We start from the raw sequence: 25,410 nt of genomic DNA on the forward strand, positions 1-25,410 counted from the left end.
CCGGGGCCCGGCTCACACATCCGCTTTCAGGAAGGAAGTCCGGTGGCCACCTCCACCACCAAGGCCCTGGCCGGGGACGAGCCTCCCGGCCCGTCCCCGAGGACGGGCGGCGAGGGCACCGCCCGGCGGCGCGGCGCACTGCTGCACCGGCTGGACATCAAGGGCGCCCCGTACGCGTTCGTCGCGCCGTTCTTCGTCGTCTTCGCCGCGTTCAGTTTCTACCCCCTCGTCTACACCTCGTGGATCTCCCTGCACGACGTGGAACTGGCCACCCTCGACGTCATGGAATGGGTGGCGTTCGACAACTACGTCGAACTCTGGGGAGACTCCCGCTTCTGGAACGCCCTGCAGAACACGATCACCATCGGCGTCATCTCCACGGTGCCGCAGCTGATGATGGCGCTCGGCATGGCGCACCTGCTCAACTACCGGATGCGCGCCTCGCTGTTCTTCCGCGTCGCCTCGCTGGTCCCCTATGCCACCTCGGTCGCCGCCGCCGCGCTCGTGTTCACCATGATCTTCGAACGCGACTTCGGCATGATCAACTGGGCGCTCGGCTCGGTCGGCATAGACCCGGTGGACTGGGAGGCCGACAAGTGGCCCGCCCAGATCGCCATCTCCACCATCGTCATCTGGCGCTGGACCGGCTACAACGCCCTGCTCTACCTGGCCGCGATGCAGGCCATCCCAGCCGACCGGTACGAGGCCGCCTCCCTCGACGGCGCCTCCCGGTGGAAGCAGTTCATCCACGTCACCATCCCCGGCATCCGCTCCACCATCGTCTTCACCATCGTGCTCTCCACGATCGGCGCCACCCAGCTGTTCGGCGAGCCGCTGATCTTCGGCCAGGGACCCAACGGCATCACGGGCGGCGCGGACAACCAGTACCAGACGCTGGGGCTCCTGCTCTACGAGGAGGGCTGGAAGAACTACCAGATGGGTCGCTCGGCGACCGTGGCCTGGGTGATGTTCATGGTCCTCATCCTCGCCTTCGCCGCGCAGCGGCTGATCAAGCGCCTGCGTTCCCGTTCGTCCTGACCTGGAGTCGCCATGACCACTCAAAGCCTCCCGGCCCGGACGGACGCTCCGGCCCGGACCTCCGCCGAGAAGCCGGCCGGCCGCGGCGGTCGCCGGCTGCTGCGCCAGCGCGCCGGCCGCCAGCACCACGCGGGCCCGCTCGCCTACGTCCTGCTCGCCATCATGGCGTTGCTGTCGATCTTCCCGTTGTACTGGACGATGGTGGCGGCCTCCACCGACAACACCCGGGTCAGCCAGACGCCCCCGCCGTTCCTGCCCGGCCCGAACCTGTTCAGCAACCTCGCCCGGGCCTGGGACGAGGCGGCGATGGGCAAGGCCATGATGAACAGCCTCATCGTGGCCGGGGTGATCGCCCTGTCCACCGTGATGTTCGCGACCCTGGCCGGGTTCGCCTTCGCCAAGCTGCGGTTCAAGGGGCGCAACGTTCTGCTCATGCTGGTGATCGGCACCATGATGGTGCCGCCGCAGCTCGCCGTCGTACCGCTGTTCATGATGATGTCCGAGCTGGGCTGGTCGCAGCAGCTGCCCGCCGTCATCTTCCCCACGCTGGTGAGCGCGGTGGGCGTCTTCTTCATGCGGCAGTACCTGACGGAGGCACTGCCGGACGAGCTCGTCGAGGCGGGCCGCGTGGACGGGGCGCACTCGCTGCGCATCTTCTGGAGCATCGTGCTGCCTGTCGCACGGCCCGCGATGGCGGTGCTGTTCATGATCACCTTCGTGCACGCGTGGAACGACTTCTTCTGGCCCTTCGTGGTGCTCGACATGACCAACCCGACGGTCCCCGTCGCGCTCACCCAGCTCAGCGCGGGCTATGTCCGCGACCAGTCGCTGATCATGGCGGGCGCGCTGCTCGGCACGCTGCCGCTGCTGGCGATGTTCATCATCTTCGGCCGCCAGATCGTCAGCGGCATCATGGCGGGCGCCGTCAAGGGCTGACCCGCCACCGCGCCGGCCCGGCCCCCGGCCGCCGGGCCGCACTCCATCCCCGCCCCACAGGCCTTCGCGCGCTCGCGAACACTCCTACCGTGAAAGGACTTACGTGGTCACCGCAGCACAGCAGACCGCGTCCGCCCCGGACGCCGCCCGTACCTTCCCCAAGGGCTTCCTCTGGGGCTCCGCGACCGCCTCGTACCAGATCGAGGGAGCCGCTGCCGAGGACGGCCGCACGCCGTCCATCTGGGACACCTACGCCCGCACTCCCGGCCGGGTCCGCAACGGCGACACCGGTGACATCGCCACCGACCACTACCACCGTTGGCGCGAGGACGTCGCACTCATGGCCGAACTCGGCCTGGGTGCCTACCGTTTCTCCCTCGCCTGGACCCGCATCCAGCCCACCGGCCGCGGCCCCGCCGTGCAGAAGGGCCTGGACTTCTACCGGCGCCTCGTCGACGACCTGCTGGACAAGGGCATCCAGCCCGTCGCCACCCTCTACCACTGGGACCTGCCGCAGGAGCTGGAGGACGCGGGGGGCTGGCCCGAGCGTGCCACGGCGGAGCGGTTCGCCGAGTACGCCGCCCTCGCCGCGGACGCCCTCGGTGACCGGGTGAAGACCTGGACCACCCTCAACGAGCCCTGGTGCAGCGCCTTTCTCGGCTACGGCTCCGGCGTGCATGCCCCCGGCCGCACCGACCCGGTCGCCGCCCTGCGCGCCGCCCACCACCTCAACCTGGCGCACGGCCTGGCCGTCCAGGCGCTGCGCGACCGGGTCCGCGCCGACGCCCAGTGCTCGGTCACCCTCAACGTCCACCATGTCCGTCCGCTCACCGACAGCGACGCCGACGCCGACGCGGTGCGCCGGATCGACGCGCTCGCCAACCGGGTCTTCACCGGCCCGATGCTGCAGGGCGCCTATCCGGAGGACCTGCTCAAGGACACCGCGGCGCTGACCGACTGGTCCTTCGTGCAGGACGGCGACCTGCGGCAGATCCACCAGCCGCTGGACTTCCTCGGCGTCAACTACTACACACCCACCGTCGTCTCCGAGGCCGACGGCAGCGGCACCCACACCTCCGACGGGCACGGCAGGAGTGCCCACAGCCCGTGGCCGGGGGCCGACCGGGTCGCCTTCCACCAGCCGCCCGGTGACACCACCGCCATGGGCTGGGCCGTCGACCCCACCGGCCTGTACGACCTGCTGCGCAGGCTGGCGTCCGACTTCCCGAGGCTGCCGCTGGTCATCACCGAGAACGGCGCGGCCTTCGACGACTACGCCGATCCGGCCGGCCAGGTCAACGACCCCGCGCGCATCGCCTACGTGCGCGGCCACCTGGCCGCCGTCCACCGGGCCATCGTGGACGGCGCGGACGTGCGCGGCTACTTCCTGTGGTCGCTGCTGGACAATTTCGAGTGGGCGCACGGCTACGGGAAGCGCTTCGGCACCGTCTACGTGGACTACCCGACCGGCACGCGTATCCCCAAGGCCAGCGCCCGCTGGTACTCCGAGGTCGCCCGCACCGGAGTCCTGCCCGGCGCCTGACCCGGCCGACGCGGCACGGCTCAGCCGTCCCGTGTGGTGCCGTACGGGATCCGCCCCCTGCCTGCCGCGTCAGCGGAGGCCGGGGGCGGTCGCCGCACCCGGTACCGGGTCAGTCGAGCGGGTCGAGCGTCAACTGCGCCTGGACCGGGTTGCCTTCGTGCACCAGCGACTCGTGGTGGCCGACGTCGTCGAAGGCGAAGGCGTACGCCTTGCCGTCGGCCATCCGGTCGTGGATGATCCGGGCGTAGTGGTTGGTCACGGCCTCCTTGTAGAAGTCCGCCGCCGAGGTGTCGGGCTGGTTGGGGTTGCTCAGCAGCGTCGAGCGGTTGAAGCCGGCGCACAGCGTGCGCGAGATCGGGCCGCGAACCTGGTCGTTGGGGGCGTCCAGGAGCCGGTGGCAACCGAAGACGCTGGAGGCGTCGGGCTTCTGGAAGCTCGTGACGACCGTTCCCGCGCTGTCGGTGAAGTTCATGACGCCGCCCGAGACACGCCCGGAGTACGTGGTGCCCGGCTGGTCAGCGAACGGGGTGACGGTGAGCGTGGACGTCGTGTACTTCTGCCAGACGCGGTTGATGTAGTCGTCCATGACCGACGCGGGCAGCGCGCCGGTCTCCAGCCCGTACAGCGGCGACAGCGCCCGCAGGACGGTGCCGTCGGACCGGGTCTGGATCAGCCCGCCCCAGCCGGGCCGCGCCCGCAGTGCGCTGAACACCGCGTCGTAGCCGCCCGCCTTGAGCCGCCCGGCGCTTCTCACGCTGCCGTCGGGCCCCTGCACACCGACCGTGTAGGGCGCGGAGAACATGTCGACCTGTGTGCTGTTCAGCCACAGTCCGGAGTCGTTGAGCGTGTACTCGGACCAGTTGAACAGGGTGTTGCGGTTGGGGTCGCTCGGATTCTGCACGGCCGGCTGCACCAGGCCGCCCGTGGCCAGCCGGAAGTCGAGCTTCTGGCCGTACGAGAAGTAGATGCGTCCCGACAGTTTGGGGATCCGGATCGTCTTGGTCTTGCCGGCGGCCGGTCCGGGGATGGACGCGTCCGGTGCGGGGGTGGGGGGATTGCCGCCGGCGGGCCAGGCATGGAAGGTGCCGTTGGCGTCGGCCCAGCCCTGCTGACCTGTCGTCAGTGAGGTGCCCAGGGTGTAGATGTGCACCGGCTCGCCGCGGCTGGAGTTGTTGGTGATCTTCAGGGGGATGGTGACGGGTACCGCGGCGTCCGCGGGTGGTGAGCCACCGAACGTGAGCAGCGTGCCTGCCAGGCCTGCGGCCGTGGCCACGGCGAGCAGACGGCGTTTGAGGCTTGAGAGCACTCTCCACCTCCGTGCGGGTGTGGGGGGAATTGGTCCGTACCGACCTGAGAGCGCTCTCAGCGTCGCGCTGGGACGCGTTCATGTCAATGTGTGCGGTGGAGGAGATCGAGGTTGGGGGGCCGGGCGGCCTGCCCGCGCCAGGCGGTCGCGCTCGGCGAGGTTCGTGCGCGACCGGCCGTCCTGTGCGGCATCCCCGTCCGCCGCGAAACCGGCTCAGCGGCGGAGGGGGATGCCGAGCACGCTCGGCGTGAGGCCCGGTAACAGGGTCGCTTCTTCTGCTCGCTTCAGACTGCCCCCACCGCTCCGGCGCGGGCCGTCGGGCGCCGTGTCCGGCCGGCGCGGGAGTGACGCCGCGGGCGGCGAAGGCCCGGCGGCCGCCCCCGCCGGGGGGCGGGCGCCGGGTCCGGTCACGCCCGGAGGACGAGGTTCGGTCCCGCCGGCGAGGGCCGCGGCATGAGCGGTGTGGCCTGACGAACGGCTCTTGGCCAGTGCCCGGTTCAGGTGCCTCTTGGCGGGCGTCCCGGTCGCCGCGGAGCCGTGCGGCGTGCCCGAGGCCGACCCACCCGCCGAGGGCGAGGTGCGGATCACGACGATGTCCGCCCGGCGGACACCGTAGGGGGCCATGGGTGAGGCGGGGTGCTTCCCTGAGACGGCGAAGGTGCGGAGGGTATGTGACCGTCTGAGGGAAGTACTCGGTCGAATCCCCGAGCTCCCCGATTCAGCGGGGCCGGGCGGGCGCATCGTCGAGCACTCCGTAGTGACGTACCTCGGCGGCTCCTCGTGGTACCGCCTCGGGCCACAGGCAGTCCAGGACCGAGGCGGACGGCGGGAAGAGTGCGGACGGCACCTCCTGGCGGCCGAACCACTCCCAGCGCACGATCTTGTCCGGCTCGGTGACCCGGGCCGTACCCGTCGCCCGCCGGGTGACCGCCGCGGCCGTCACACGGGTCAGCCCGTTGAGGCCGTCGACGAGAACCGTCAGTACCCGTACGTCCGACGCGGACACCGTGAGCCCGGTCTCCTCCGCCAGTTCGCGTGCGGCGGCCGTCTCGAAGTCCTCTCCGGCGTCGACCTTGCCACCCGGGAGTTCCCATCGGCCGTCATGGCCGAGGCCGAGCAGGACCCGCCCGGCGGGATCGAGGACGGCGAGGCCGACACCGGTGAGGCTGTGGGAGGCGGGGCGGGCGCGTTCGGGACGCTCGGCGCCCGGGGTACGAGAGTTCACCCGCCCATCCCACCCCGCCGAGGCCGCCGGACGCCACACCCGCTAGAGCAGATCGCGGGGCACCGACTCGTTCCAGGTGCGGGAGAACACCCGGCGGCCGCCTTCGTAGCCGTCCAGTGTGGCGTCGACGGAGAAGCTGCTCTCGTCACAGGAAAGACGCGTGTGAGTGACGACGCGTACGTCCCACTCCCCGCGCCGGAAGTCCATGGTCCAGGTGGACTCGCCGCTGACGGACGTGAAGTCGTCGGCGACGGACGCGTAGCGTTCGTGGGCGCGGCGGCCGACGTCCAGGCCGATCTCCTCGAAGCGGACCGTGCCCCGGTCCTTCACGGTCTCCAGCTCGGCGTGGTAGCCGACCAGGTCGCGTTTCACGTCCCAGCGTTCCTCCGGAGGAGTCAGCGTGGTGGTGACGATGGGCGCGGTGCCCTCCGGCTCGCCGAACGGCATGGCCTGGGTGTCATCGGCACGCTCCGGGGGACGGACCGGCAGGGTGAGCGTGCTGGAGCCGTCGTGGACACTGAGCGTGGCCGGCTCGGGCGGTGGCCAGGCGAGCGGCCAGTAGGACGTGGACAGGGAGAGACGGATGCGGTGTCCGGGCGGAAAGCTCTGCGCCACTCCGTTGAGGTGGACGGTGGCGCGGTAGCGACGGCCGGGCTCCAACGGTTCGGGCCGCTCCGCACTGTTCAGCCGGGTGAGGTTCAGCAGGCCGTAGGTGACCCGGGTGGCGGCCCCGTCCGGATGGACGTCCGACAGGCGCGCGGCCACCATGGCGACCGGTTGGTCGACGGACAGATCGAGGTCCACGGCCGGCGACCCGAGGATCTCCAGCCGCTCGGTGAGCGGTTCGGTCTCGAAGACGAGTGAGCCGCCGTCCTCCTCGCGCTGGTCGTAGGGCAGGTCGGGTGGCGCGTTGTAGGAGGCCCACTTGCCCGCGAACTGACCGACGGACAACGGCGACCGCACGGTCAGCGCGTCGCCGTCCTCACCCCCTGCCACCTCCCCTCGCGGCTCGCCGGGAGGAGCGATCCGGTGCCGGGTGAGCGCATGCGTGGCCGGATGGATGTGCGGGGAGGGCCAGCACGGTTCCGCCACCCAGCGTCCCGGCCGCTCCTCGTACGACGTGGACGGCGGGACACTGTCCTGCATCCACGTCCGCAGCATCGGGCCGTCCATGACGCCGTTGTCGATGCCCTTGAGCCAGTGGTCCCACCAGCGCACCACTTCCTGGAGGTAGCCGATGGCGGGGCCGGGTTCGCCGAGGTGGGGGAACTTGTGCGACCAGGGCCCGATGAGCCCCTTGCGGGGCACGTCCAGGTGGGCCAGCAGCCGTGTGACGGCATTGGAGTAGCCGTCCGCCCAGCCGCTGGACGCCAGCACCGGGCACCGTACGTCCTGGTAGTTCTCGGCGACCGAGGCGTGCCGCCAGTAGTCGTCCAGGCGCTGGTGGCGCAGCCACTGAAGAACCCAGGGCCGGGAGTGTTCCAGGCGTTCGTGCCACATGTCGCGCCAGCTGTCGCCGACCACGGCCGGATCCGGCGGGCAGGTGGCGTAGGCGAACATGGTGCCCGCCTCGGCCAGGTTGTCCGACAGCATGGCTCCGCCCATGTAGTGCATGTCGTCGGCGTGCCGGTCGTCGGTGAAGGACGCGATGACGACGGCCTTCAGGCTCGGCGGCCGCCTGGCCGCCACCTGGAGGGCCGCGAAGGCCCCCCAGGACAGGCCCATCATCCCCGTGCTGCCGTCGCACCAGGGCTGCTCGGTCAGCCAGGCCAGTACCTCCTCGGCATCGCTCTGTTCCACCTCCAGGTACTCGTCCCGCAACACCCCCTCCGACTCGCCGGTGCCGCGCAGGTCGACACGGACACAGGCGTAGCCGTGCCCGGCGATGTAGGGGTGGTGGATGGAATCTCGTACGGCGGTGAGGTCCCGTTTGCGGTACGGGATGTACTCCAGCACCGCGGGCACGGGCTCGTGGTCCGACGAGGTGGGGCGCCAGATGCGTGCCGAGAGGCGGACGCCGTCCGACATGGGGATGACGACGTGCTCCTCTTCCTTCGTCGTGCAGGGCAGGTGGGTCACGTGACGCATGGCGGGCGCTCCTTATCCTCGCTCTTCTTCCGGGGGCCCGTCGAAGGTGAGGCCCAGGGCGGCGACGCACTGGTCGTACTTCGCGCGCATGTCCTCTTCGTCGTCGCCGCCGGTGAAGATGTGCGCGAGCTCGTAGCTGTAGCTGTCCTGCTGGGACAGGTCGGACAGCCGCTGCCCCCGTTCGGGCAGGACCTCGATCCGTACGCCCGGAATCTCCCGCTCGATACGGGCGATGTCGTCGGCGGAGGGGACATGGCGCACGACGCCGTCCGTGAACCACCGGTGGTACCACTTCGCCGCCATCGCGTACGGGCCCTGCCGGTAGGGCATGCGCGGGTCCTCACCGAGGGCGAGGGCCAGCATGCAGTGGTGGTTGGGCACACCGTCCACGTACTCGAACAGCTCGGCGTGCGACTGCGAGTGGCGCGGATTGATCTCCAGCAGGCTGATGTCCTGGCTTTTCGGATCGTAGAAGTACTCGACACTGAACGTCGCGGAGTCGAAGCCGATCCGGCGCATCACCCGCTCGGTGACGTCGTGCAGCCGGTCGATGACCTGCGGGGGCAGCATCGAGGGGTACTGGTGGCGCAGGAAGCACGGCGTATCGGGGTAGTCGATGGAGTCCAGCGTGCCGTAGACGGTCACTTCGCCCTGGTGGACGTATCCCTCGACGGCGACCTGGACACCCGACAGCGCCTCCTCGGCGAGACACACCCGGCCGCCGACGCCGTCCATCTCCGGTGGCAGGTCGACCTGGTCGAGAATGTGCTCGAACGGGCGGCCGATGCGGGAGATGCCCTTGCGTATCTCGGCGACGGCGGCGCCGAACTCCTCCTCGTCATCGACGCCGAAGGCGAGTTCGCTGGAGTAGGACAACGCCGGTTTGAGCCACATCGGGAACCGCACGCCGTCCGGGGGGCGCGGTGGATCGGCCGCCAGGTCGACGCGGGCGAAGCGCGGATGCCGGTCCGTCACCTCCTGTTGCTCGAGCCTGCTCCAGTACTTGTGCTCGCACTTGACCACCGACTCCAGGCTCGTGGTGCGCGTGCCGTAGCGCGCTCCGAGGATCGGGACCAGGGTGCTGACCGGGAAGTCCCAGTAGCCGACGATCGCGTCGATGCTTCCGTCGAAGGCGTCCAGCACCTTCTGCGCCTTCTCGGTCACCGCCGGCAGCGACACCTCCCCGCCCTGGAGCTCCTCTACCGTCAGAAGGCCGTGGAAACGCAGCGAGTCGGCACCCGGTACGGCTTCGAGCGTCGGAAGATTGGTCTCGTCGAGACCGACCACGAAGACGTTCTTGACATTGTCGTCAGACACGACTCTCCTTTCTCCTCCAAGATCGACGGAGTACCCGAGCACGGCCCGGCCAACCACCGGCGTAGTGGAGCGGTGCCGCAGTCAGTGGTGATGTCGCTCGGCCCGTTCCGTCGACAACCGTGCTGATACGGGGAGTTGCGACACGATGCCGAGTGCTCCCGGCCCGGCAGGCGCCCCCTCGTCAGATCACGCGGAACAGGTCGGCGGCGCAGTGGACGTCGGTGAGGTCCTCTACGGAGCGCAGGTTGTCGCACAGGGCCGCCAGGACGGAGCCCTCCTCGGCGATGCGCGGGGTTCCGATGGCGACGCCGAAGACCCGGAACCCCAAGCGGCGCTTGGCCTCGTTCCAGCCGAGCATCCACTCCTCGGTGACACCGCAGTCGTCATCGGTGAGCATCACGATGTCCCCGCGCGAACGGGCGGCGTCGTTGAACTCCTCCTCCAGTACCTCGCTCGCCGCGGTCAGCGGCCTCTGGTAGCTGGTGCCGCCGCCCAGGAAGGTCTCCGCGAAGTCGAGGGTCCGCGCGAGGCCGGCCGGCCGGTCGGCCGGGAAGCGGAAGACCTGGAGCTTGTCTGCGGCGGAGAACAGGATGCCGACGAAGTCACGCCCCGCGTGGCGGGCCTGATCCAGCAGTGCCAGGGCGCACGCCTTGGCCCACGCCTCCCGGGTGATTCCGCCGGGCCCCGCCTCGTACATGGAGTGCGAGGTGTCCACGCAGGCGATGATGGCGCCCAGGCCGGTGGCCTGCTCCCCCTGGCTGTCGTAGAGCATCAGCTCCCCGGCGGCGTAACGCGCGGCGAACACCGCGCGCAGTCCGGGCAGGCCGAGGTTGGCCAGCTCGGAGGGGATGACGCGGGAGAGGTCGTCACCGAGTGTGACGCCGACCAGCTCCCCGGTGGCGTTCTCCACCTTCCGGGCGCGCTCACCGTCGGCCATCTGCCGGAAGCGACCGATCAGTTCGGCCCACTGGGCGAGACGGCTGGTGCGCAGCCGCTCGGCGAGCCGGGCCCGCTGATCGAACGGCATGCGCTCCAGTTCGCCGGGGCCGACGCCCCATGTCCGCATCAGGGCGGCCTCCTCCCGGGCTGCCGCGGCGGCCTTGGCCACCGCGTTCCGTGCGGTGGCGCGGACACCGGGGACCGCCACCGCGAGGGCCCGCGTGGCGTCCTGGGCCGCCTGCTGAGCGGCGGCCTCCGCGGTCCTGATCGCCTGTTGTACGGTGTCGGCCGCCGGAGCCGGCACCGTCCCGTCCTCAGCGGCCTCGTCGGCGGCCCGCTGGTGCTCTTCGGACACGGCGGTGGCCGCGCCCTCGGCCTCCCGCTGGGCCTTCTCCGCCCGCCCGGCCTGTTCCCGGGCGGCCAGGGAGCCGTCCAGTATCCGGCGCAGCTCGCCGGCCTGGGCCAGGACGGCCATGGCGGCCGCGTACGGGTCGCCGACCGTCTCACGGTGCAGGTCGGCGAAGTCCGAAGACTCCAGCAGTGCGGCGATGACCTGGTGGTTGACCAGCCGGGAGGGGGCCATCTCCGCAGGCTCGCGCAACCGCGGGCCCGCCTTGTAGGCGGTCAGGAACGCGTCGGTCAGGAGGTCGGTCGCGTAGGGGTGGCGCTCGTTCAGCTCTTCGGCCAGATCCTGGAGCGCGGCCGCCTGGTCGTAGGTGTCGCGCCACGCCATCCGGTCGAACCGGTCCGCGACCACGGCCGCGGTGTGCCGTCGGGGAGTGGCGGTCGCGGCCAGCCACTCACCGGCCCGGCTCGCCAGCTCATCGAGCTTGCCCGGTGTCGCCTCGTCCATCGCCCTGATCGCCCCGCTGTTCAGAGCTGGGCCTGCACCATGCTCGCGTCCACGCCGAGGGCCTCGGTGAGGACGCGGGCGCGCACGGCGCGCTGACGGCCGGTGACCCGGTCGATGGCGGCGGTGGAGCGACCGGCGCTCGCCGCCTCCTCGTGCAGCTTCGCCAGCCGCCGGCCCGCCGTCGCGAGCTGGTTGTGGGCCTTCTTGATGACCCACTCGCTCAGCGCCTCGCGGGACTGCCCGGCCATCGCGTCGAGCTGGGCCTCCAGCTCTTCGACGGTGTCGGCGAGGTCGAGCGCCTCCCTGGCGTCCGGGTTGACCAGCTGCAGCACCTCGCGTTCGACGGTCGGACGTTCGGCGGGGGAGTCCCACAGCACGTGGGTCAGCACCGACAGGTCGGCCTCGGTGACCGCCGGGCGGCTGTCGAGGTAAGCGGACGCCTGGAGCAGGCCCACCGCCTGCCGCCAGCGACGGTCGGAGGCGACGAGTTCCTTACGGCGCAGCGCGGCCCGCAGAGTACAGACCGCGTCCACGATCGCGTCGGGGACGTCCACGGCCGGGACGGCCTCGGTCACCGCGTGCCGCAGCGCGGCCAGCTCGACCGTGGTCCGGGCCGGCGCCGCCGGGCGGCTGACGGCGGAGCGGACCAGCGCGGCGAAGTTCGAGGGGTCCTCCAGGTACTTGACCTCGATCCGCACGAGCAGTCGGTCGTAGATCGCGGCGGAATCCTCTCCGCTCGGCAGTTCGTTGCTCGCCGTGATGGCGCCGATCAGCGGGCAGCGGATCGGTTCGCCACCGCTCTCCGGGTGGTAGATCCGTTCGTTGAGGTAGCCCAACGTCTCGTTCAGCGCCGCCGTCGAGCACTTGAAGATCTCGTCGATGAACGCGACGTGTGCGGTCGTGGCACGGCCGTCATAGACCTGCCGGTACTCACCCCGGGCCAGCGCCGCCACGTCGATGGGACCGAACATTTTCGTCGGAGCGGTGAACTTCGACAGGAGGATCTCCCAGTAGGACGCTCCCACGATCCTTCCCGTGAGTTCCCGGGCCATCTCGGACTTCGCCGTACCGGGCGGGCCGAGTACCAACGAATGCTGCCCGGCCAGCAACGCCACCATCAGCGTCCGCACCACGTCGGCCCGCTCGTGGAAGCGATCCGACAGCTCGTCGCTGATCGTTCGCAGCCGCTCAGCCGTGTCCTGCGAGACCCGTGCCCCCTGTGCGTCCTGCGGCTCCATGGCCAACTCCCTCCCTCTGGCGTCCGGCTGGGCTGGTGAGCCGCAGCCTATCTCGCGACGTTGTGCGTTTCGGGAGTCGATCCGCATCGTGCGGGAGCCCGTCGGACGGGTCGTCGTGCGAGGGCACGCCCACCTCCGGCGGAGGTCCCGTCACTCCGCAGCTCTCGGCAGACGGGCCCCGGCTGAGCCCGGTACATCCGGTACCGGATCTCAGCGCCGCGCCAGCGCCAGCACACTCAGTCCGAACATCAGGACGCCCAGGGGGAGATGGACCGACGGTACGTGGGCGATACCGAGCACGACCTGCACCGAGGCGAGGACGAGGAAGCCGGACGCCTCCCACACGGGTCGGGGTGAGCCGCCGCCCGGCTTCCACCCCAGCACCGCCGCGAGCACGTACAGCATCGACGCCCCGTACATCACACGGGCTCCGACGCTGTGCAGCGTCTCCCCGTAGGACGAGGTCATCAGCAGTCCGGCGGAGACCGCTTGAAGGAATACGGTCAGTGTCTGCAGGGCGATCGCGGCCTGCAGAAACGAGAAGCGGTGTCGTGCCGTTGTCCCGGTCGCCATCCCACGGTCCCCTTTTCCGCCCGAGGGCAGTAGATCGATAAGGTCTCACCAGCCCGACGACGCGGGTCCGCGAAAGGTAAGGCGAGGAGGCGGTCGGGGGTATGGGGACGGCTGGGACGAGCGCTGTCGAGATAGCCGGTGAGCGGCGCCAACTGATCAACGTCGCCTATCGGTTGCTCGGTTCGCTGGCCGAGTCCGAGGACGCCGTGCAGGAGGCCTACGCGCGCTGGTACGCACTGCCACGAAGCCGGCAGGACGAGATCGTGTCTCCCGGCGCCTGGCTGACGACGGTGACCGGCCGCATCTGCCTGGACGTACTCGGCTCGGCGCGGGCCCGGCGTGAACGCTATGTCGGCGCGTGGCTGCCCGACCCGCTGCCCGACCACGCCGAGTGGGAACACGCAGACGGCACCGACCTCGCCGACCAGATGATCCTGGACGAATCGGTGACCATGGCCTTCCTCGTCGTCCTGGAGTCGATGACCCCCGCCGAGCGGGTGGCGTTCGTCCTGCACGACGTCTTCCGGTACCCCTTCGCCGAGATCGCCGGCATCCTCGGCCGGACTCCTGCGGCCTGCAAACAGCTGGCGGCCTCCGCCCGGCGGCGGGTGCGCGACGCGGGAGCCCCGGTGACCGCGACCGGGCAGGCCGACGCGGTGCGGCGTGTCAAAGAAGCATGGGAGTCCAAGGACATCGCGGCCCTCGTCGACCTCCTCGACCCGGCCGCCGTGATGACCGCCGACGGCGGCGGCATGGTCGGTACCGCCCTGCGCCCGATCGAAGGCGGTGCGCGCATCGCCCAGTACATGGTCGCCATCGCCGACAAGGCTCCGGGGCTCGAACTCCTGGAGCGGTCGGTCAACGGTGTGCCGGGCCTGGTGGCCCAGCGCACCGGCGCCGTCATGACCGTGGCCTCGTTCGAGGTCGCCGACGGCCGTGTCACCCGGATCTGGGCGGTCCGTAATCCGGAGAAGCTGCGGCCGTGGGTGCGGGACGGTTAGTACGGCGCCGGTGCTTGCTGTGCCAGCCGGTCGGTTCGGTCGATGTCGTGGCGTCGTCCCACGCAGGCGGAACCTGCCGCGCGCGGCCACCCCCCCCGTACTGCGGTTCGCCACGAGAGGGCGCGTCACCCGCCCCGGTCCACCGGCGGTGTGCGGCTGCTGTTCGCCGACACGTACCCCGATCTGCGATGGCGGGACGGAGTGCTGGAGATGCGCGCGATGATCGGCGGCGGCTTCCGCACCCGAGGCGCGGGGCGGGGGCTGCTGCCGGTGCCCTCGGCGTTCGTGCACAGGCCGGCGCCGCCGGTCACGGAGGAGGTCGCGCCCGTGCCGGCGTTTCCCGGCCGGGGGTGGCGCCGTTGTGGGCGGCCGGCACCCCGCCGGCCGCACCGCCGGGGGCACTCGCGGAGCTGGTCGGGGCGGCGCGGGCGCGGCTCCTCGTGCAGGTCGAGGAACCGGTGGCCACCGTGAGGACCGCGCGCCGGTTCGGGGCCACGCCCAGCACGGAGCGCTTCGGCCTCGTCGCCCGGGCCTCAGCCGAGCGTGAAGCGCACCGGTGTCCCGACCGAGGCCTGGGCCGCCGCCGCGAGGGCGGGTTCCGCGACGACCGCGATGACCGGGTATCCCCCTGTCGTCGGGTGGTCGTGCAGGAAGATCACAGGACGTCCGTCCGGCGGAACCTGCACGGCGCCCAACACCATGCCCTCACTGGGCAGTTCACCCGTCAGCGCCCGCTCCAGCGGCGGCCCCTCGGTGCGCAGCCCGATGCGGTTGCTGTGCGGGGAGACGTGGTAGGCGGCCGAGGTGAGGGTGCGCAGGGCGGCCGGGGTGAACCAGTCGACGCGGGGGCCCAGGCGTACCGGCAGGACCAGTTCGGCGGGCGGACCTGGCCACGGGGCGGCGACGGGGGGTGGCACCGGCCGTGCGGGAGTGCCCACCGGCACGACGTCCCCGTCCCGCAGGGGCTGCGGGCCCAGCCCCGAGAGCAGGTCCGTCGAGCGGCTGCCCAGGACGGGGTCGGCTGCGATGCCCCCTCTCACCGCCACGTACGAACGCACGCCCGCGGTCGCCGTCCCCACGTTCAGGACCGCGCCCGCCGGCACCCGCACCGGAGCCCCCCAGGCAGCCGGCCGCCCGTCCACGGTGACCGGGCAGTGTGCACCGCCGACCACGACGGTGAGGGCGCGGTCGGGCTGGAGGGTGCATCCGGTCAGGGTGGTTTCCAGTACGGCGGCGTCCGGGTCGTTGCCGAGCAGCCGGTTGGCGAGCCGCATCGCGGGGGCGTCCAGCGCGCCGGAGCGGGGCACTCCCAGGTGGGCGTGGCCGCGCCGGCCCGAGTCCTGCACCGTGGTGAGCGCGCCGGAGCGCACCGTTGTGAGCTTGGCCGTCATCCCGTGGCCTCCGGGTCGGCGCTCGCTGTGGTGAATCGCACACGGGTCCCCGGGGCGAGGAGCGCCGCCCGCTCTCTGGCGGGGTCCCACAGCGGTCCCGGGTCCGGCATGGTGCCGATCAACTGCCAGCCTCCCGGTGTGGCACGGGGGTAGACAGCGCTGTAGGGGCCGGCGAGTGCGACCGCACCGGCCGGAACGCGGGTCCTGGGGGTGGCCCTGCGGGGCACGTGCAGCTCTGCGGGAAGCCCGGTGAGGTAGGCGAAGCCGGGTGCGAAACCGCAGAAGGCGACACGGTAGGTGCGGGACGTGTGGCGTACGGCGACCTCCTCGGGGGGCACCCCCCACAGCGCTGCGACGTCGGCCAGGTCCGGCCCGTCGTAGCGCACGGGGATCTCCACGACATCCCCGGCGTCGTCGGTGCCGGGCGGCACCTCCCATTCGGTGAGTCCGCGGGCCAGGGTCTGCGGGTCCCGCACCCCGTCCAGCAGGACGGTCCGCGCACCGGGCACGATCTCTTCCACGGGCGGCAGGGTCCCGGCGGCGCGCCGGCGCAGCACTTCGGCGTGGAAGGCGGCGGTGCGCTCGGCGTCGGGCAGTTCGACGAGCAGCGCGTGGCGGCCGGCGGGACGCGCCGTCAGGGAGAGGCTCTCCGTCATGCGAACGCCCCGATCCCGACCCCCGACGTCTCCAGCGCCTCGCGTACCCGCGCCGCGATCCTGGCCGCGTTCGGGGTGTCGCCGTGCACGCACAGGGACCGGGCGGCGACCGCGACGGTCGTCCCGTCCGCGGCCTCCACGGCCCCCTGCACAGCGAACCCCAGCGCGCGCCGTACCACCGCGTCCTCGTCCGTGACCACGGAGTTCGCCTCGCGGCGGGGGACGAGTGTGCCCCGCGCGGTGTAGGCGCGGTCCGCGAAGGCCTCGGGCACGCCGGCGAGCCCGGCCTCCCCGGCGGCGGTGAGCAGTCGCGATCCGGGGAGGCCGAGCACGGGGAGCGCACCGCCCGCGAGCCGTACCCCGGCCACGACGGCACGGGCCTGCTCGGCGTCGTGGACGGTGCGGTTGTAGAGCGCGCCGTGCGGCTTCACATAGGCCACGTCGGCCCCGGCGGCCTGGGCGAACACCCTGAGCGCGCCGATCTGGTACGCCACCTCGGCCGCCAGTTCGTCGGCGGGCACGTCCATGGCACGCCGCCCGAACCCGGCCAGGTCGCGGTAGGACACCTGGGCCCCGATACGCACCCCGCGCTCGACGGCGAGGTCGCAGACGCGGCGCATCACCGAGGGGTCGCCCGCGTGGAATCCGCAGGCGACGTTGGCGCTGGTGACGACGGAGAGCAGGGCGTCGTCGTCGGTGAGGGCCCAGCGGCCGAAGCCTTCACCGAGGTCTGCGTTGAGGTCGATCACGCTCTGAACGTAAACGATTGTTGAACGATCCGACAAGGGGTCGATGGCAAGGGAGCAATGGGCGGGCGTGGCGGTGGGCGTGACGGGGGCGGGCGTGACGGGTGGGTGTGGTGGTGGGGGGGCGTGACGGGTGGGTGTGACTGGCGGGTGTGGTGGGTGGGTGCGACGGGCGGATGTGGCGGGCGGGTGTGGCGGGCGGTGCGAGATTCACCTCTTGTTAGATCGTTCAACGATCGCTAGGGTCCGTGCATCTGCCACGTATCTGGAGCTATGGTCCGAGGACCGATGAAGCCACGGCTCCGAAGCTCCCGGATCCGTGCCCTGCCCCCTCATGCCTGAAGAAGGCCACCGAATGATCGTTCTCCTCGGTGTGGTCGTGGTGATCCTCGGATTCGTCACGCGCCGCAACCCCGTCCTCGTGGTGGGCGTCGCCGGTATCGTCACCGGACTGCTCGGCAAGATGAACCCGCTGGAGGTCCTCGCGGCCTTCGGCCGGTCCTTCGCCGACAGCCGCTCGGTCACCGTCTATGCCATCGTGCTCCCCGTGATCGGGCTGCTCGAGCGCTACGGCCTGCGCGAACAGGCCCGCAACCTCATCGGCCGCCTGGGCAGACTCAGTGCCGGCCGCTTCCTCACCGTCTACCTGCTGGTCCGCCAGGTCACCGCGGCCTTCGGCCTGAACAGCATCGGCGGCCCGGCGCAGACCGTGCGGCCCCTGGTGGCGCCCATGGCCGAGGCCGCCGCCGAACGCTCCACGGGGGCCAAGCTGCCCGACCGCCTGCGTGAGAAGGTGCGCTCCTACTCGGCGTCGGCCGACACCGTGGGCGTCTTCTTCGGCGAGGACTGCTTCATCGCCATCGGCTCCATCCTGCTGATCACCGGCTTCGTGAACTCCACGTACCACCAGGAGATCGAACCGACCCAGCTGGCCCTGTGGGCGATCCCGCTCGCGGTCTGCGCCTTCGTCATCCACGGCGCCCGGCTGCTGCTCATGGACAAGCAACTGGAGCGCGAGATGGCGCTCGCCGCCGCCGAGCACGACCTGCCGCTTCCCGAGGGGGCCGACAAGTGATCAAGGTCGAATGGCTCTACTGGCTGATAGGCCTCGTCTTCATCGTCATGGCCGTGCAGATGGCCGCCGACCGCAGCAACCACAAGCGGTGGACGTCCGCCGCGTTCTGGGGCCTGCTCGGGCTCACCTTCCCCTACGGCACCGGTGTCGCCAACGCCACGGCCGGCAACGGCGGCTGGACCCTGCCCGCGGAACCGCTCGGCGTCGCCGTCCTGACCCTGATCGTGCTCGCGGGATTCAACTTTCTCGGCAAGGGCGTCCCGGTCACCACCACCGCAGGTCAGCGCGAGGCCTCCGCCGCCCGGCTCGGCAGCAGGATCTTCATCCCCGCCCTCACCATCCCGCTCGTCGCCATCGTCTGCGCCTCCGTGCTGGACGAGTCCGGCCTGTTCGAGACGGGCAAGGCCACGCTCCTCGGACTCGGTCTCGGATGCGTCGCCGCGCTCGTCGTCGGCATGCTGATCACCGGCGAGAAGAAGGTCTCCGTCCCGCTCCACTCCGGCCGCTCCATGCTGGAGGCGATGGGCTCCGCCCTGCTGCTGCCCCAGCTCCTGGCCGTGCTCGGTTCGATCTTCGCCGCCGCGGGAGTGGGCGACCAGGTCGGCAGGATCGTGAACGACGTCCTGCCGGACGACTCCAAGTACCTCGCGGTGATCGCGTACTGCGTCGGCATGTTCCTGTTCACCGTCATCATGGGCAACGCCTTCGCCGCGTTCCCCGTGATGACCGCCGCGATCGGCTGGCCCGTGCTCATCCAGCAGATGCACGGCAACGAGCCCGCAGTCCTCGCGATCGGCATGCTCGCCGGTTTCGCCGGCACGCTCTGCACGCCGATGGCCGCCAACTTCAACATCGTCCCGGCCACGCTGCTCGAACTCAAGGACCAGTACGGGCCGATCAAGGCACAGCTGCCGACGGGCGTCGCGCTCCTCGTCTGCTGCACCGTCATCATGTCGCTCTTCGCCTTCTGAGCCGCCCGCCTCGGCCCCTCCCTCCGAACCGGCGCCCGTCCGACCCGCAAGGAATGTCCATGACCCGTGTCCTCATCACCGGCTTCGCGCCCTTCGGCGGCGAGAGCGTCAACCCGTCCTGGCAGGCGGCGTCCCTGGTGGCCGCCGAACCGCCCGCCGGGCTCACGGTCGCCGCGGCGGAACTGCCCTGCGTCTTCGGCGCGTCCCTCGACATCCTGCGCGACGCCGTCCGCTCACACGCCCCCGACCTGGTGCTCTGCCTGGGACAGGCGGGTGGACGCCCCGGAGTCACCGTCGAGCGCGTCGGCCTCAACGTCGACGACGCACGCATCCCGGACAACGCCGGACAGCAGCCCATCGACGAACCCGTGGTCCCGGACGGTCCCGCCGCCTACTTCTCCACCCTCCCCGTCAAGGCCTGTGTCGCCGCGATGCGCGAGGCGGGCGTCCCGGCCGCCGTCTCCAACACGGCGGGCACGTTCGTCTGCAACCACGTCGCCTACGGCCTCGGCCACCTCATCGCCACCGAGTTCCCGCACATACGCGGCGGTTTCGCGCACGTGCCCTGGGCGCCGGAACAGGTCACCGACGGCACCGCGCCGTCCCTGCCACCCGCCACCGTCGCCCACGGCCTGCGCGCCCTGCTGGCCACCGCCGCCCGCACACCGGCGGAGCGGGACCTGAAGATCTCCGAAGGAGCCACCCACTGATGCCGCTCAGCGCCTACGCGGCCCCCTTCGCCGGGCTCGCCCTCGCCAACATCACCCGCGAGTACCCCAACTTCCCCGCGCACCTGATCAGCTCACCGGACGAGAGCCTGGAACCCCGCTCCCTGCATCCCGCCTTCTACGGCGCCTACGACTGGCACTCCTCGGTCCACATGCACTGGCTGCTCGTCCGTCTGCTCCGCCGCCACGGCGGCACGCCGGCACTGCCGGACACCGGGACGGCCGTCGACGTACTCGACCGGCACCTCACCCCCGACAACCTCGCCGCCGAAGCCGCCTACCTCCGTGACCGGCCCTCCTTCGAGCGGCCCTACGGCTGGGCGTGGCTGCTCGCGCTCGCCGCCGAGTGCCGGGCCGTCCCGGACGCGGCGGGCGCCCGCTGGGCCGAGGCGCTGAGGCCGGCCGTCGCCACCGTCGACCACCTGCTGGCCGACTGGCTGCCCAAGGCCACGTATCCCGTACGCCACGGCAACCACCCCAACAGCGCCTTCGCGCTGAGCCTCGTACTCGACTCGGGAGAACTGTCGGCCGCGACCGACCGAGCCGTAAGGGAACGCCTGCTGGCCTGGTTCGCCGACGACCACGACGCGCCCGCGCACTGGGAACCGTCGGGACAGGACTTCCTGTCCCCGGCGCTGACCGAGGCCGACGCGGTGCGCAGGGTGCTCCCGAAGGAGAGGTTCGCGGCATGGCTCGACCGCTTCCTGCCCGCGCTGAGCTCCGGTGACCCCTGCCCGCTGCTGGACGTACCGGTCGTCTCCGACCACGCCGACCCGCAGATCGGTCATCTGCTCGGCCTGTCTCTCAGCAGGGCGGCCGCGTTGCGCTCCCTCGCGGACGCCCTGCCCGACGGACCGGTCCGCAGCCGCCTGGACGCAGCGGCCGGGGCACACCTCTCGGCGGGCCTGCCGGCGGTGGAACGCGGCGACTTCACCACCGACCACTGGCTGGCGACCTTCGCCGCGCTGGCTCTCGACCCCGTCGCCGGCGGCTGAACGAGCCGCCGTCGGCGACGGCGGCAGACTTCGGGCGACCCGGTTCGCTGTCATCGGACAGCCCCGAGTACGCCGCCGCCCGGCCCGACATCACCCGCACCTTCACCGAGGCGACCCGCGGTGAGCCCGAGTGCCTGTGGTTCGACTGGTCCCGCAGGAGAACTGGTTCCTGGTCGGGGAGACGGAGGTTCCCGAAGAGGGCTGAGACGACGCCGGCATATCGCTTGCGGGGCCTTCCGCGGAGGGGAGGCCCACAAGCGGTGGCCGGCTCGGACGGTGCCTGCGGCCTGCCTCGCCCGTGTCGGGTCCGCTGCCCCGGAAAGAGCGCACGGGTCCCGGACGGTCCGTTCCGGCGAGCACCCCGTGGAGCGAGAGGTCCGCTGAGCGCTACGTGGCGTGCGAGGTGTTCAGGACGCGGGTCAGGACCGAGTGGACCGGCTCCCCTTCGAGCAGCCTGCCGAGCTCCTCGACGCCCTGGCGGCGTTGAGGCGCGGTGAGTGAGACGTACTGCTCGATGCGTTCGTTGAAGGTTCGCCGGTACTTCGCGTAGAGCCCGTCGTCTTCCCGGATGCGGCCTGCCAGCTCGGCGAGGGCCACAGTCCCGGCGAAGTCGTCCTCCGGCAAGTCGTGAGACGGCACCACGTCCGTGAATCGGCCGCCGCTGCGTCCGAAGAGTGTGCCGTGCAGTGCGCGCATGGTGAAGACGTGGGCGTAGTGCTGCTCGTGGATGGCCAGGGGCAGCCGCCCCAGGGCGATCGCTTCGTGGAGCGCCGTCAGCCCGGGAGCCAGCAGGTAGTCCGCCGTACTCGCCGCGACCTGGAGCAGGTCGCGCTGGCGCAGGAGACAGCAGTCGGCCTGCCTGCGCCCGACCGTGACGGTCCGCTCCCGGCCCCTCCCGAACGGGCCCCCGCAGACGAGGACACGGCGGAAGCGGGGCCAGTCACGCAGCAGGTCCGGTATCCACCGGCGCAGCAGGAGCACATAGTCGTTGTTCACGTCGAAGTCCAGGAAGAAGTTCTTGAACCCGCCGATGTTGAGCAGCAGGTCGTACTCCGGCTCGATGGTGTGCACGGCGTTCCGGAGCCCTTCGACGTCGACGATCGAGCCGGTCCGGTGCATCTCGGGACCGGTGGCCACAGCGGCGAGCTCGGCCGCGCGCTCGGCGACGCCGGGGAAGTTCTGCACGACGCTGTGCGTGGCGAGCAGATGAGCCGCGACAACGCGTTCGTGCGGCGAAAGAGGCGTCAGGTGACGGTCGGCGGAAGCGAAGCAGGAGCGTGGCATGGACAGGCATAGTTCATGGATCCTGGCCGGCGGGTGTGCGAGCCGCCAGAAACTGAACAGGGTGTCCACCATGGTCACGGGCCGCCGTGCCACGACCGACCGGACCACCAAATCGGCGTCCATGACGGAGACCACGTGATCGCAGCCCCGCAGCAGATCGTCGATCACCGCCGCCGCGGCCTGCTCCGGCATCCCGCTGGTGTCGTACACGTGGTCGAAGGCATCGGGGTTCCGGCGGGCGAAGACGGCGGAGACGCCGTCGCCCACGAACACCCGCTCGTGCTCGGGAAGTTGCCGGGAAACCGCGACGAGCTCGGAGGCCGGACCGAAGCCGCAGGTCTGCGCCCCCATCACGATCCGCACGTCACAGCCTTCCGCCGGTGGTCCCATGCGGACGGTCCGCCGCCCCGGATGCGGCGGTGAGGACCTCGACGAGCCGCTCGGCGAAGTCGGCCGGATATCTCGCGTAGCCGACGTGCCCGCCGGGGAACAATTCCAGTTCGCGGCCGACCCGCGCGGCGAGGACGAGCGCGGGGCGGTGCACGAGGTCCCCCCGCGAGGCGTGTCCACCGGCCCACACCACCTTGTGTGCCACCTCTTCGAGCGCCGTGGGATCGGGCACGAAGCGCGTGAAGGGCTGGACGAAGTGGGTCAGGAAGAAGTCGGTGTTGTTGTGCACTTCCGGGAGGGCCGGCGCGGGCCGGCCACCGTGGAGGGCCTGCAGCTTGACCAGGGCCGGTGCCATGCCCTCACTGCGGTACGTCCGGCAGACGTCATCGAGAAGTGCCAAGTGCCGGCCGGCGTCGGGAAGGATGCTGAGAACAGGCGGTTCGTGGGCCACGGTCAGCCGGATTCTGTCCGGATGGCGGATCGTGAGTTCCAGCGCTATGAGCCCGCCCGAGCAGCTTCCGAAGACGCACACGCGCTCATGCGGACCGGCGAGGTGTTCGATCAGCCGGTACGCGTCGTCGGCGTGCTCCTCGACACTCTGGTCCACGGGAGGGCCGTCGAGCACGCTGCGTGAATTCCCGCGCGGATCATAGGTGATGACACGATGGCCGTCAGCCAGGACGGAAGCCAAGCGCTTGTACACGGCCGCGTCGGAGTTTCCTCCCCCGATGAGCAGCAGGAAGGGTCCTGTACCTCTGACTTCGTAATAGATTCTCGCGCCCGGCACCGCGAGCGTCCCACTGTTCGGTTGGTTCATCACGCTCCAATGGCACAGTCGGTGTGGCAACACAGCGTGTCACGGTGAACCCGTACGGTGCAGGGCGTACGGGAGCTCGCCATGCCCACGCGTCACGCTTCCGCGGCCGCATACGCCTCCCACTGCTCCCACGCGCCGGTCTGGTGGCGACACGCACCGGGCATACCGACCGTGTCGTCCACCTCGTCGGAGGCCGCCCACCGACCGACGACGGACTGTGCGACGCGCTCGCGTCGCAGCGATGTGCCTCGAGGCAAGGAGGCCCGGGTGACGGGCATCGAAGAAGTGCGGAAGATTCTCCGTGACCTGGGGATCGAGGAAGAGCTGCTGCGTGACGACGCACAGCTGCGTACACAGCTCGGGCTCGACTCCGTCGACCTCACGCAGCTCCAGGTGGAGCTGGCCGAACGGTTCGCCACACGGGTCGATCTGTGGACCGAGCACGACTACACCTTGCGGCAACTCGCCGACATCGTCGGCGAACACCTTCCTGGCGCGGCGGGGGCCCACAGGGAGTACCGAGACCGTGGCTGGTGGCGCCCGGAGTTCCTCGACGACCTGGTGCTGAGCACCCGTGTGCACGCGGGTCACGGTGCGGCGCTGGCCGGCGAAGACCGCGCTTTCACCAGGGCCGAGCTCCGAGCGGCGGTCTCCGGCTGTGCTGCGAAGCTGGCGCACACCGGCGTCCGGCCCGGCGAGACCGTACTCGTGCAGCTACCGAACCAGGCCCAGATCGTCATCCTCGTACTCGCGCTGATCAGGCTCGGTGCGCGCCCGGCTCTCGTCCTCCCGGCCCTGCGCGAACACGAACTCGACTCGGTCCTCACCGCGTTGAAGCCGACGGTGCTGGCCGTTCCGGCCCGGCACCAGCGCTTCGACCACCTCCGGCTCGCCGGAAGGCTCCGCGAGCGGCATCCGTCCGTGCGGACGTTGCTCGTCTCGGGAATCACGGGGCCGGCCGGTGGCCACGTGAGCCTCGACGATCTCATCGAGGGCGATCTCCTCGAGGCCGGCGGTCCGGCTCCCGAGGGCGTGGTCCGACACCCCTCGGACACCGCCCTCTTCCTGCTCTCGAGCGGAACCACCGGCGCCCCCAAGCCCATCGCCCGCACCCACGAGGCGCTCGGACACGTCATCCGCACCTCGGCGGCGGTCTCGGGACTCACACCGCGATCCGTGTTCCTCGCCGTCCTGCCGGTGACACACGCATTCGCCTTCTCCGCCCCGGGAATCCTCGGCACCCTCGCCGGCGGCGGGAAGGTGGTGCTCGCGGCACCGGACGACGCGGCCGCGGCCCTGGCGCTGATCGAGCGGGAACGCGTCACACACTGCGCGCTCACTCCCGCGCTCGCCCGGCAGTGGCTCACCGCCCACGCCGTCTTCAACGGTCATGACCTGTCGAGTCTGCAGGTGCTGCAGATCGGTGGGGCGCGCTTGGACGAAGCCACGGCCACCCGACTGGCCGAGGCCTTCGACTGCCGGATCCAGCAGGTGTACGGCATGAGCGAGGGTCTGTTGAACTTCACCCGACTCGAGGACCCGCCCGAGGTGGCGTTCGCGACGCAGGGGCGACCCTCCTCGCCGGGCGACGAAACCCTCGTGGTGGACGACGAGGGCCGACGGGTCACCGACGGAGAAACCGGCGAGCTCCTGGCCAGGGGCCCGGGCGTCATCACGGAGTACCACGGCAACGTGGCAGCCGCGTCGTTCACCCCCGACGGCTACTACCGCACCGGTGACCTCGTCCGGCGCCATGCGTCCGGGAACTTCGTGGTGGTCGGGCGCCTGAAAGACGTGATCAACCGCGGAGGAGAGAAGATCGCGGCAGACGAACTGGAAGCGCTGGTACTGGCGCACCCCTGTGTACGGGCCGCCGCGGCCGTCGCGATGCCGCATCGCGTGCTGGGGGAAGCCGTCTGTCTGTACGTCGTGGGCGGCGACGACGGGGCGCCGTCCCTGCGGGAGATGCGCAAGCACCTGGAGGACAGTGGACTGGCCCGGTTCAAGTTCCCCGAACGTCTCATCGAGGTTCCGGCACTTCCTCTGACCGGGGTCGGCAAGACGGACAAGATGCGGCTGCGTGAGGACATCAGGTCTCGACTGGAGTCCGAAGGCTGACGCCCCGGCTTCGGTGCGGCGTCGTCCCTGCGGCCCCGCAGCAGTGAGGCGAGGCGTTCCATGGGCCGGGCCGGTGTCGACGCTGCGCTGCCCGAGCGGCGCGCGAGGCCGCTGTCGAGCGGCTGTGACGCCTGCTGCCGTGACCCCCTCGACTTGATAGGCAAGTGACTGCTTGCCTATCC

21 protein-coding genes are annotated in these 25,410 nt (G+C 71.0%); 9 read left to right on the forward strand and 12 right to left on the reverse strand.

The genetic code is table 11. The features are described from left to right. The first annotated feature begins 42 nt into the window (after positions 1-42). From ACH4F2_RS13080 to ACH4F2_RS13090, 3 genes are all read left to right on the forward strand, one after another. Positions 43-1,038: a carbohydrate ABC transporter permease gene (locus ACH4F2_RS13080; RefSeq protein ID WP_398132783.1), complete on the forward strand. Its 996-nt coding sequence runs from the start codon at positions 43-45 to the stop codon at positions 1,036-1,038. 12 nt (positions 1,039-1,050) lie between these two features. Next, a complete protein-coding gene (locus ACH4F2_RS13085; protein ID WP_398132784.1) occupies positions 1,051-1,974 on the forward strand; it encodes a carbohydrate ABC transporter permease in 924 nt (307 codons plus the stop codon). Between the two features lie 103 nt (positions 1,975-2,077). Then, a complete protein-coding gene (locus tag ACH4F2_RS13090; protein ID WP_398132785.1) occupies positions 2,078-3,517 on the forward strand; it encodes a GH1 family beta-glucosidase in 1,440 nt (479 codons plus the stop codon). A 109-nt stretch (positions 3,518-3,626) separates the two neighbouring features. On the opposite strand, the gene ACH4F2_RS13095 is transcribed toward ACH4F2_RS13090, so the two are convergent. From ACH4F2_RS13095 to ACH4F2_RS13125, 7 genes are all read right to left on the reverse strand, one after another. Beyond that, positions 3,627-4,823, reverse strand: coding sequence for a glycoside hydrolase family 64 protein (locus tag ACH4F2_RS13095; protein ID WP_398132786.1), 1,197 nt, complete (start codon positions 4,821-4,823; stop codon positions 3,627-3,629). Positions 4,824-5,541: 718 nt separating this feature from the next. Continuing rightward, entirely contained in the window at positions 5,542-6,048 is a 507-nt protein-coding gene (locus ACH4F2_RS13100) for an NUDIX hydrolase (RefSeq protein WP_398132787.1), read from the reverse strand. A gap of 42 nt (positions 6,049-6,090) precedes the next feature. Beyond that, a complete protein-coding gene (locus ACH4F2_RS13105; RefSeq protein WP_398132788.1) occupies positions 6,091-8,136 on the reverse strand; it encodes a CocE/NonD family hydrolase in 2,046 nt (681 codons plus the stop codon). Positions 8,137-8,148: 12 nt separating this feature from the next. Then, a complete protein-coding gene (locus tag ACH4F2_RS13110) occupies positions 8,149-9,453 on the reverse strand; it encodes an acetyl-CoA carboxylase biotin carboxylase subunit family protein (protein WP_398132789.1) in 1,305 nt (434 codons plus the stop codon). A 181-nt stretch (positions 9,454-9,634) separates the two neighbouring features. After that, on the reverse strand, positions 9,635-11,245 hold the full coding sequence (locus ACH4F2_RS13115) for a VWA domain-containing protein (protein ID WP_398132790.1): 1,611 nt from the start codon (positions 11,243-11,245) through the stop codon (positions 9,635-9,637). 20 nt (positions 11,246-11,265) lie between these two features. Continuing rightward, positions 11,266-12,483: an AAA family ATPase gene (locus tag ACH4F2_RS13120; protein WP_398132791.1), complete on the reverse strand. Its 1,218-nt coding sequence runs from the start codon at positions 12,481-12,483 to the stop codon at positions 11,266-11,268. 210 nt (positions 12,484-12,693) lie between these two features. After that, positions 12,694-13,056, reverse strand: a complete 363-nt coding sequence (locus ACH4F2_RS13125; protein WP_398132792.1) for a hypothetical protein — start codon at positions 13,054-13,056, stop codon at positions 12,694-12,696. A 101-nt stretch (positions 13,057-13,157) separates the two neighbouring features. Between ACH4F2_RS13125 and sigJ the strand changes: the two genes are divergently transcribed. Next, positions 13,158-14,057: an RNA polymerase sigma factor SigJ gene (gene sigJ, locus ACH4F2_RS13130; RefSeq protein ID WP_398132793.1), complete on the forward strand. Its 900-nt coding sequence runs from the start codon at positions 13,158-13,160 to the stop codon at positions 14,055-14,057. Between the two features lie 533 nt (positions 14,058-14,590). On the opposite strand, the gene ACH4F2_RS13135 is transcribed toward sigJ, so the two are convergent. The 3 genes from ACH4F2_RS13135 to ACH4F2_RS13145 are packed head-to-tail and all read right to left on the reverse strand — an operon-like array spanning position 14,591 to position 16,853. Continuing rightward, on the reverse strand, positions 14,591-15,448 hold the full coding sequence (locus tag ACH4F2_RS13135) for a biotin-dependent carboxyltransferase family protein (RefSeq protein WP_398132794.1): 858 nt from the start codon (positions 15,446-15,448) through the stop codon (positions 14,591-14,593). After that, a complete protein-coding gene (locus tag ACH4F2_RS13140) occupies positions 15,445-16,104 on the reverse strand; it encodes an allophanate hydrolase subunit 1 (protein WP_398132795.1) in 660 nt (219 codons plus the stop codon). Before ACH4F2_RS13140 ends, ACH4F2_RS13135 begins: the two co-directional genes overlap by 4 nt. After that, positions 16,101-16,853 carry a LamB/YcsF family protein gene (locus ACH4F2_RS13145; protein WP_398132796.1) on the reverse strand — a complete coding sequence of 251 codons (753 nt, stop codon included), beginning with the start codon at positions 16,851-16,853 and terminating at the stop codon, positions 16,101-16,103. The genes ACH4F2_RS13140 and ACH4F2_RS13145 overlap by 4 nt, the downstream gene beginning before the upstream one ends. Before the next feature lie 352 nt (positions 16,854-17,205). Here ACH4F2_RS13145 and ACH4F2_RS13150 point away from each other — a divergent pair, with 352 nt between their 5' ends. Genes ACH4F2_RS13150 through ACH4F2_RS13165 form a run of 4 tightly spaced genes read left to right on the forward strand, consistent with a single transcriptional unit; the run spans position 17,206 to position 20,619 of the window. Beyond that, on the forward strand, positions 17,206-17,925 hold the full coding sequence (locus tag ACH4F2_RS13150; protein WP_398132797.1) for a DUF969 domain-containing protein: 720 nt from the start codon (positions 17,206-17,208) through the stop codon (positions 17,923-17,925). Continuing rightward, positions 17,922-18,896 (forward strand): DUF979 domain-containing protein, encoded by a 975-nt coding sequence (locus ACH4F2_RS13155; protein WP_398132798.1) that lies wholly within the window; start codon positions 17,922-17,924, stop codon positions 18,894-18,896. The genes ACH4F2_RS13150 and ACH4F2_RS13155 overlap by 4 nt, the downstream gene beginning before the upstream one ends. Positions 18,897-18,955: 59 nt before the next feature. Next, the gene (pcp, locus tag ACH4F2_RS13160; RefSeq protein WP_398132799.1) at positions 18,956-19,606 is read left to right on the forward strand and encodes a pyroglutamyl-peptidase I; all 651 of its coding nucleotides are present in this window, start codon (positions 18,956-18,958) and stop codon (positions 19,604-19,606) included. Then, complete coding sequence (locus ACH4F2_RS13165; RefSeq protein ID WP_398132800.1) at positions 19,606-20,619, forward strand: DUF2891 domain-containing protein; 1,014 nt, start codon at positions 19,606-19,608, stop codon at positions 20,617-20,619. The genes pcp and ACH4F2_RS13165 overlap by 1 nt, the downstream gene beginning before the upstream one ends. Before the next feature lie 387 nt (positions 20,620-21,006). Here the strand turns inward: ACH4F2_RS13165 and ACH4F2_RS13170 are convergent, their stop codons facing one another. Together ACH4F2_RS13170 and ACH4F2_RS13175 are read right to left on the reverse strand one after the other, a co-directional pair. Continuing rightward, positions 21,007-22,293: a hypothetical protein gene (locus ACH4F2_RS13170; RefSeq protein ID WP_398132801.1), complete on the reverse strand. Its 1,287-nt coding sequence runs from the start codon at positions 22,291-22,293 to the stop codon at positions 21,007-21,009. Continuing rightward, on the reverse strand, positions 22,268-23,110 hold the full coding sequence (locus tag ACH4F2_RS13175) for an alpha/beta fold hydrolase (protein WP_398132802.1): 843 nt from the start codon (positions 23,108-23,110) through the stop codon (positions 22,268-22,270). The genes ACH4F2_RS13170 and ACH4F2_RS13175 overlap by 26 nt, the downstream gene beginning before the upstream one ends. 267 nt (positions 23,111-23,377) lie before the next feature. On the opposite strand from ACH4F2_RS13175, the gene ACH4F2_RS13180 reads away from it, so the two are divergent. After that, on the forward strand, positions 23,378-25,228 hold the full coding sequence (locus tag ACH4F2_RS13180) for an AMP-binding protein (protein WP_398132803.1): 1,851 nt from the start codon (positions 23,378-23,380) through the stop codon (positions 25,226-25,228). The last annotated feature ends 182 nt before the right edge of the window (positions 25,229-25,410 follow it).

Origin of the sequence: Streptomyces sp. NPDC017890, from assembly GCF_044328675.1 — a bacterium.
GTDB lineage: Bacteria > Actinomycetota > Actinomycetes > Streptomycetales > Streptomycetaceae > Streptomyces.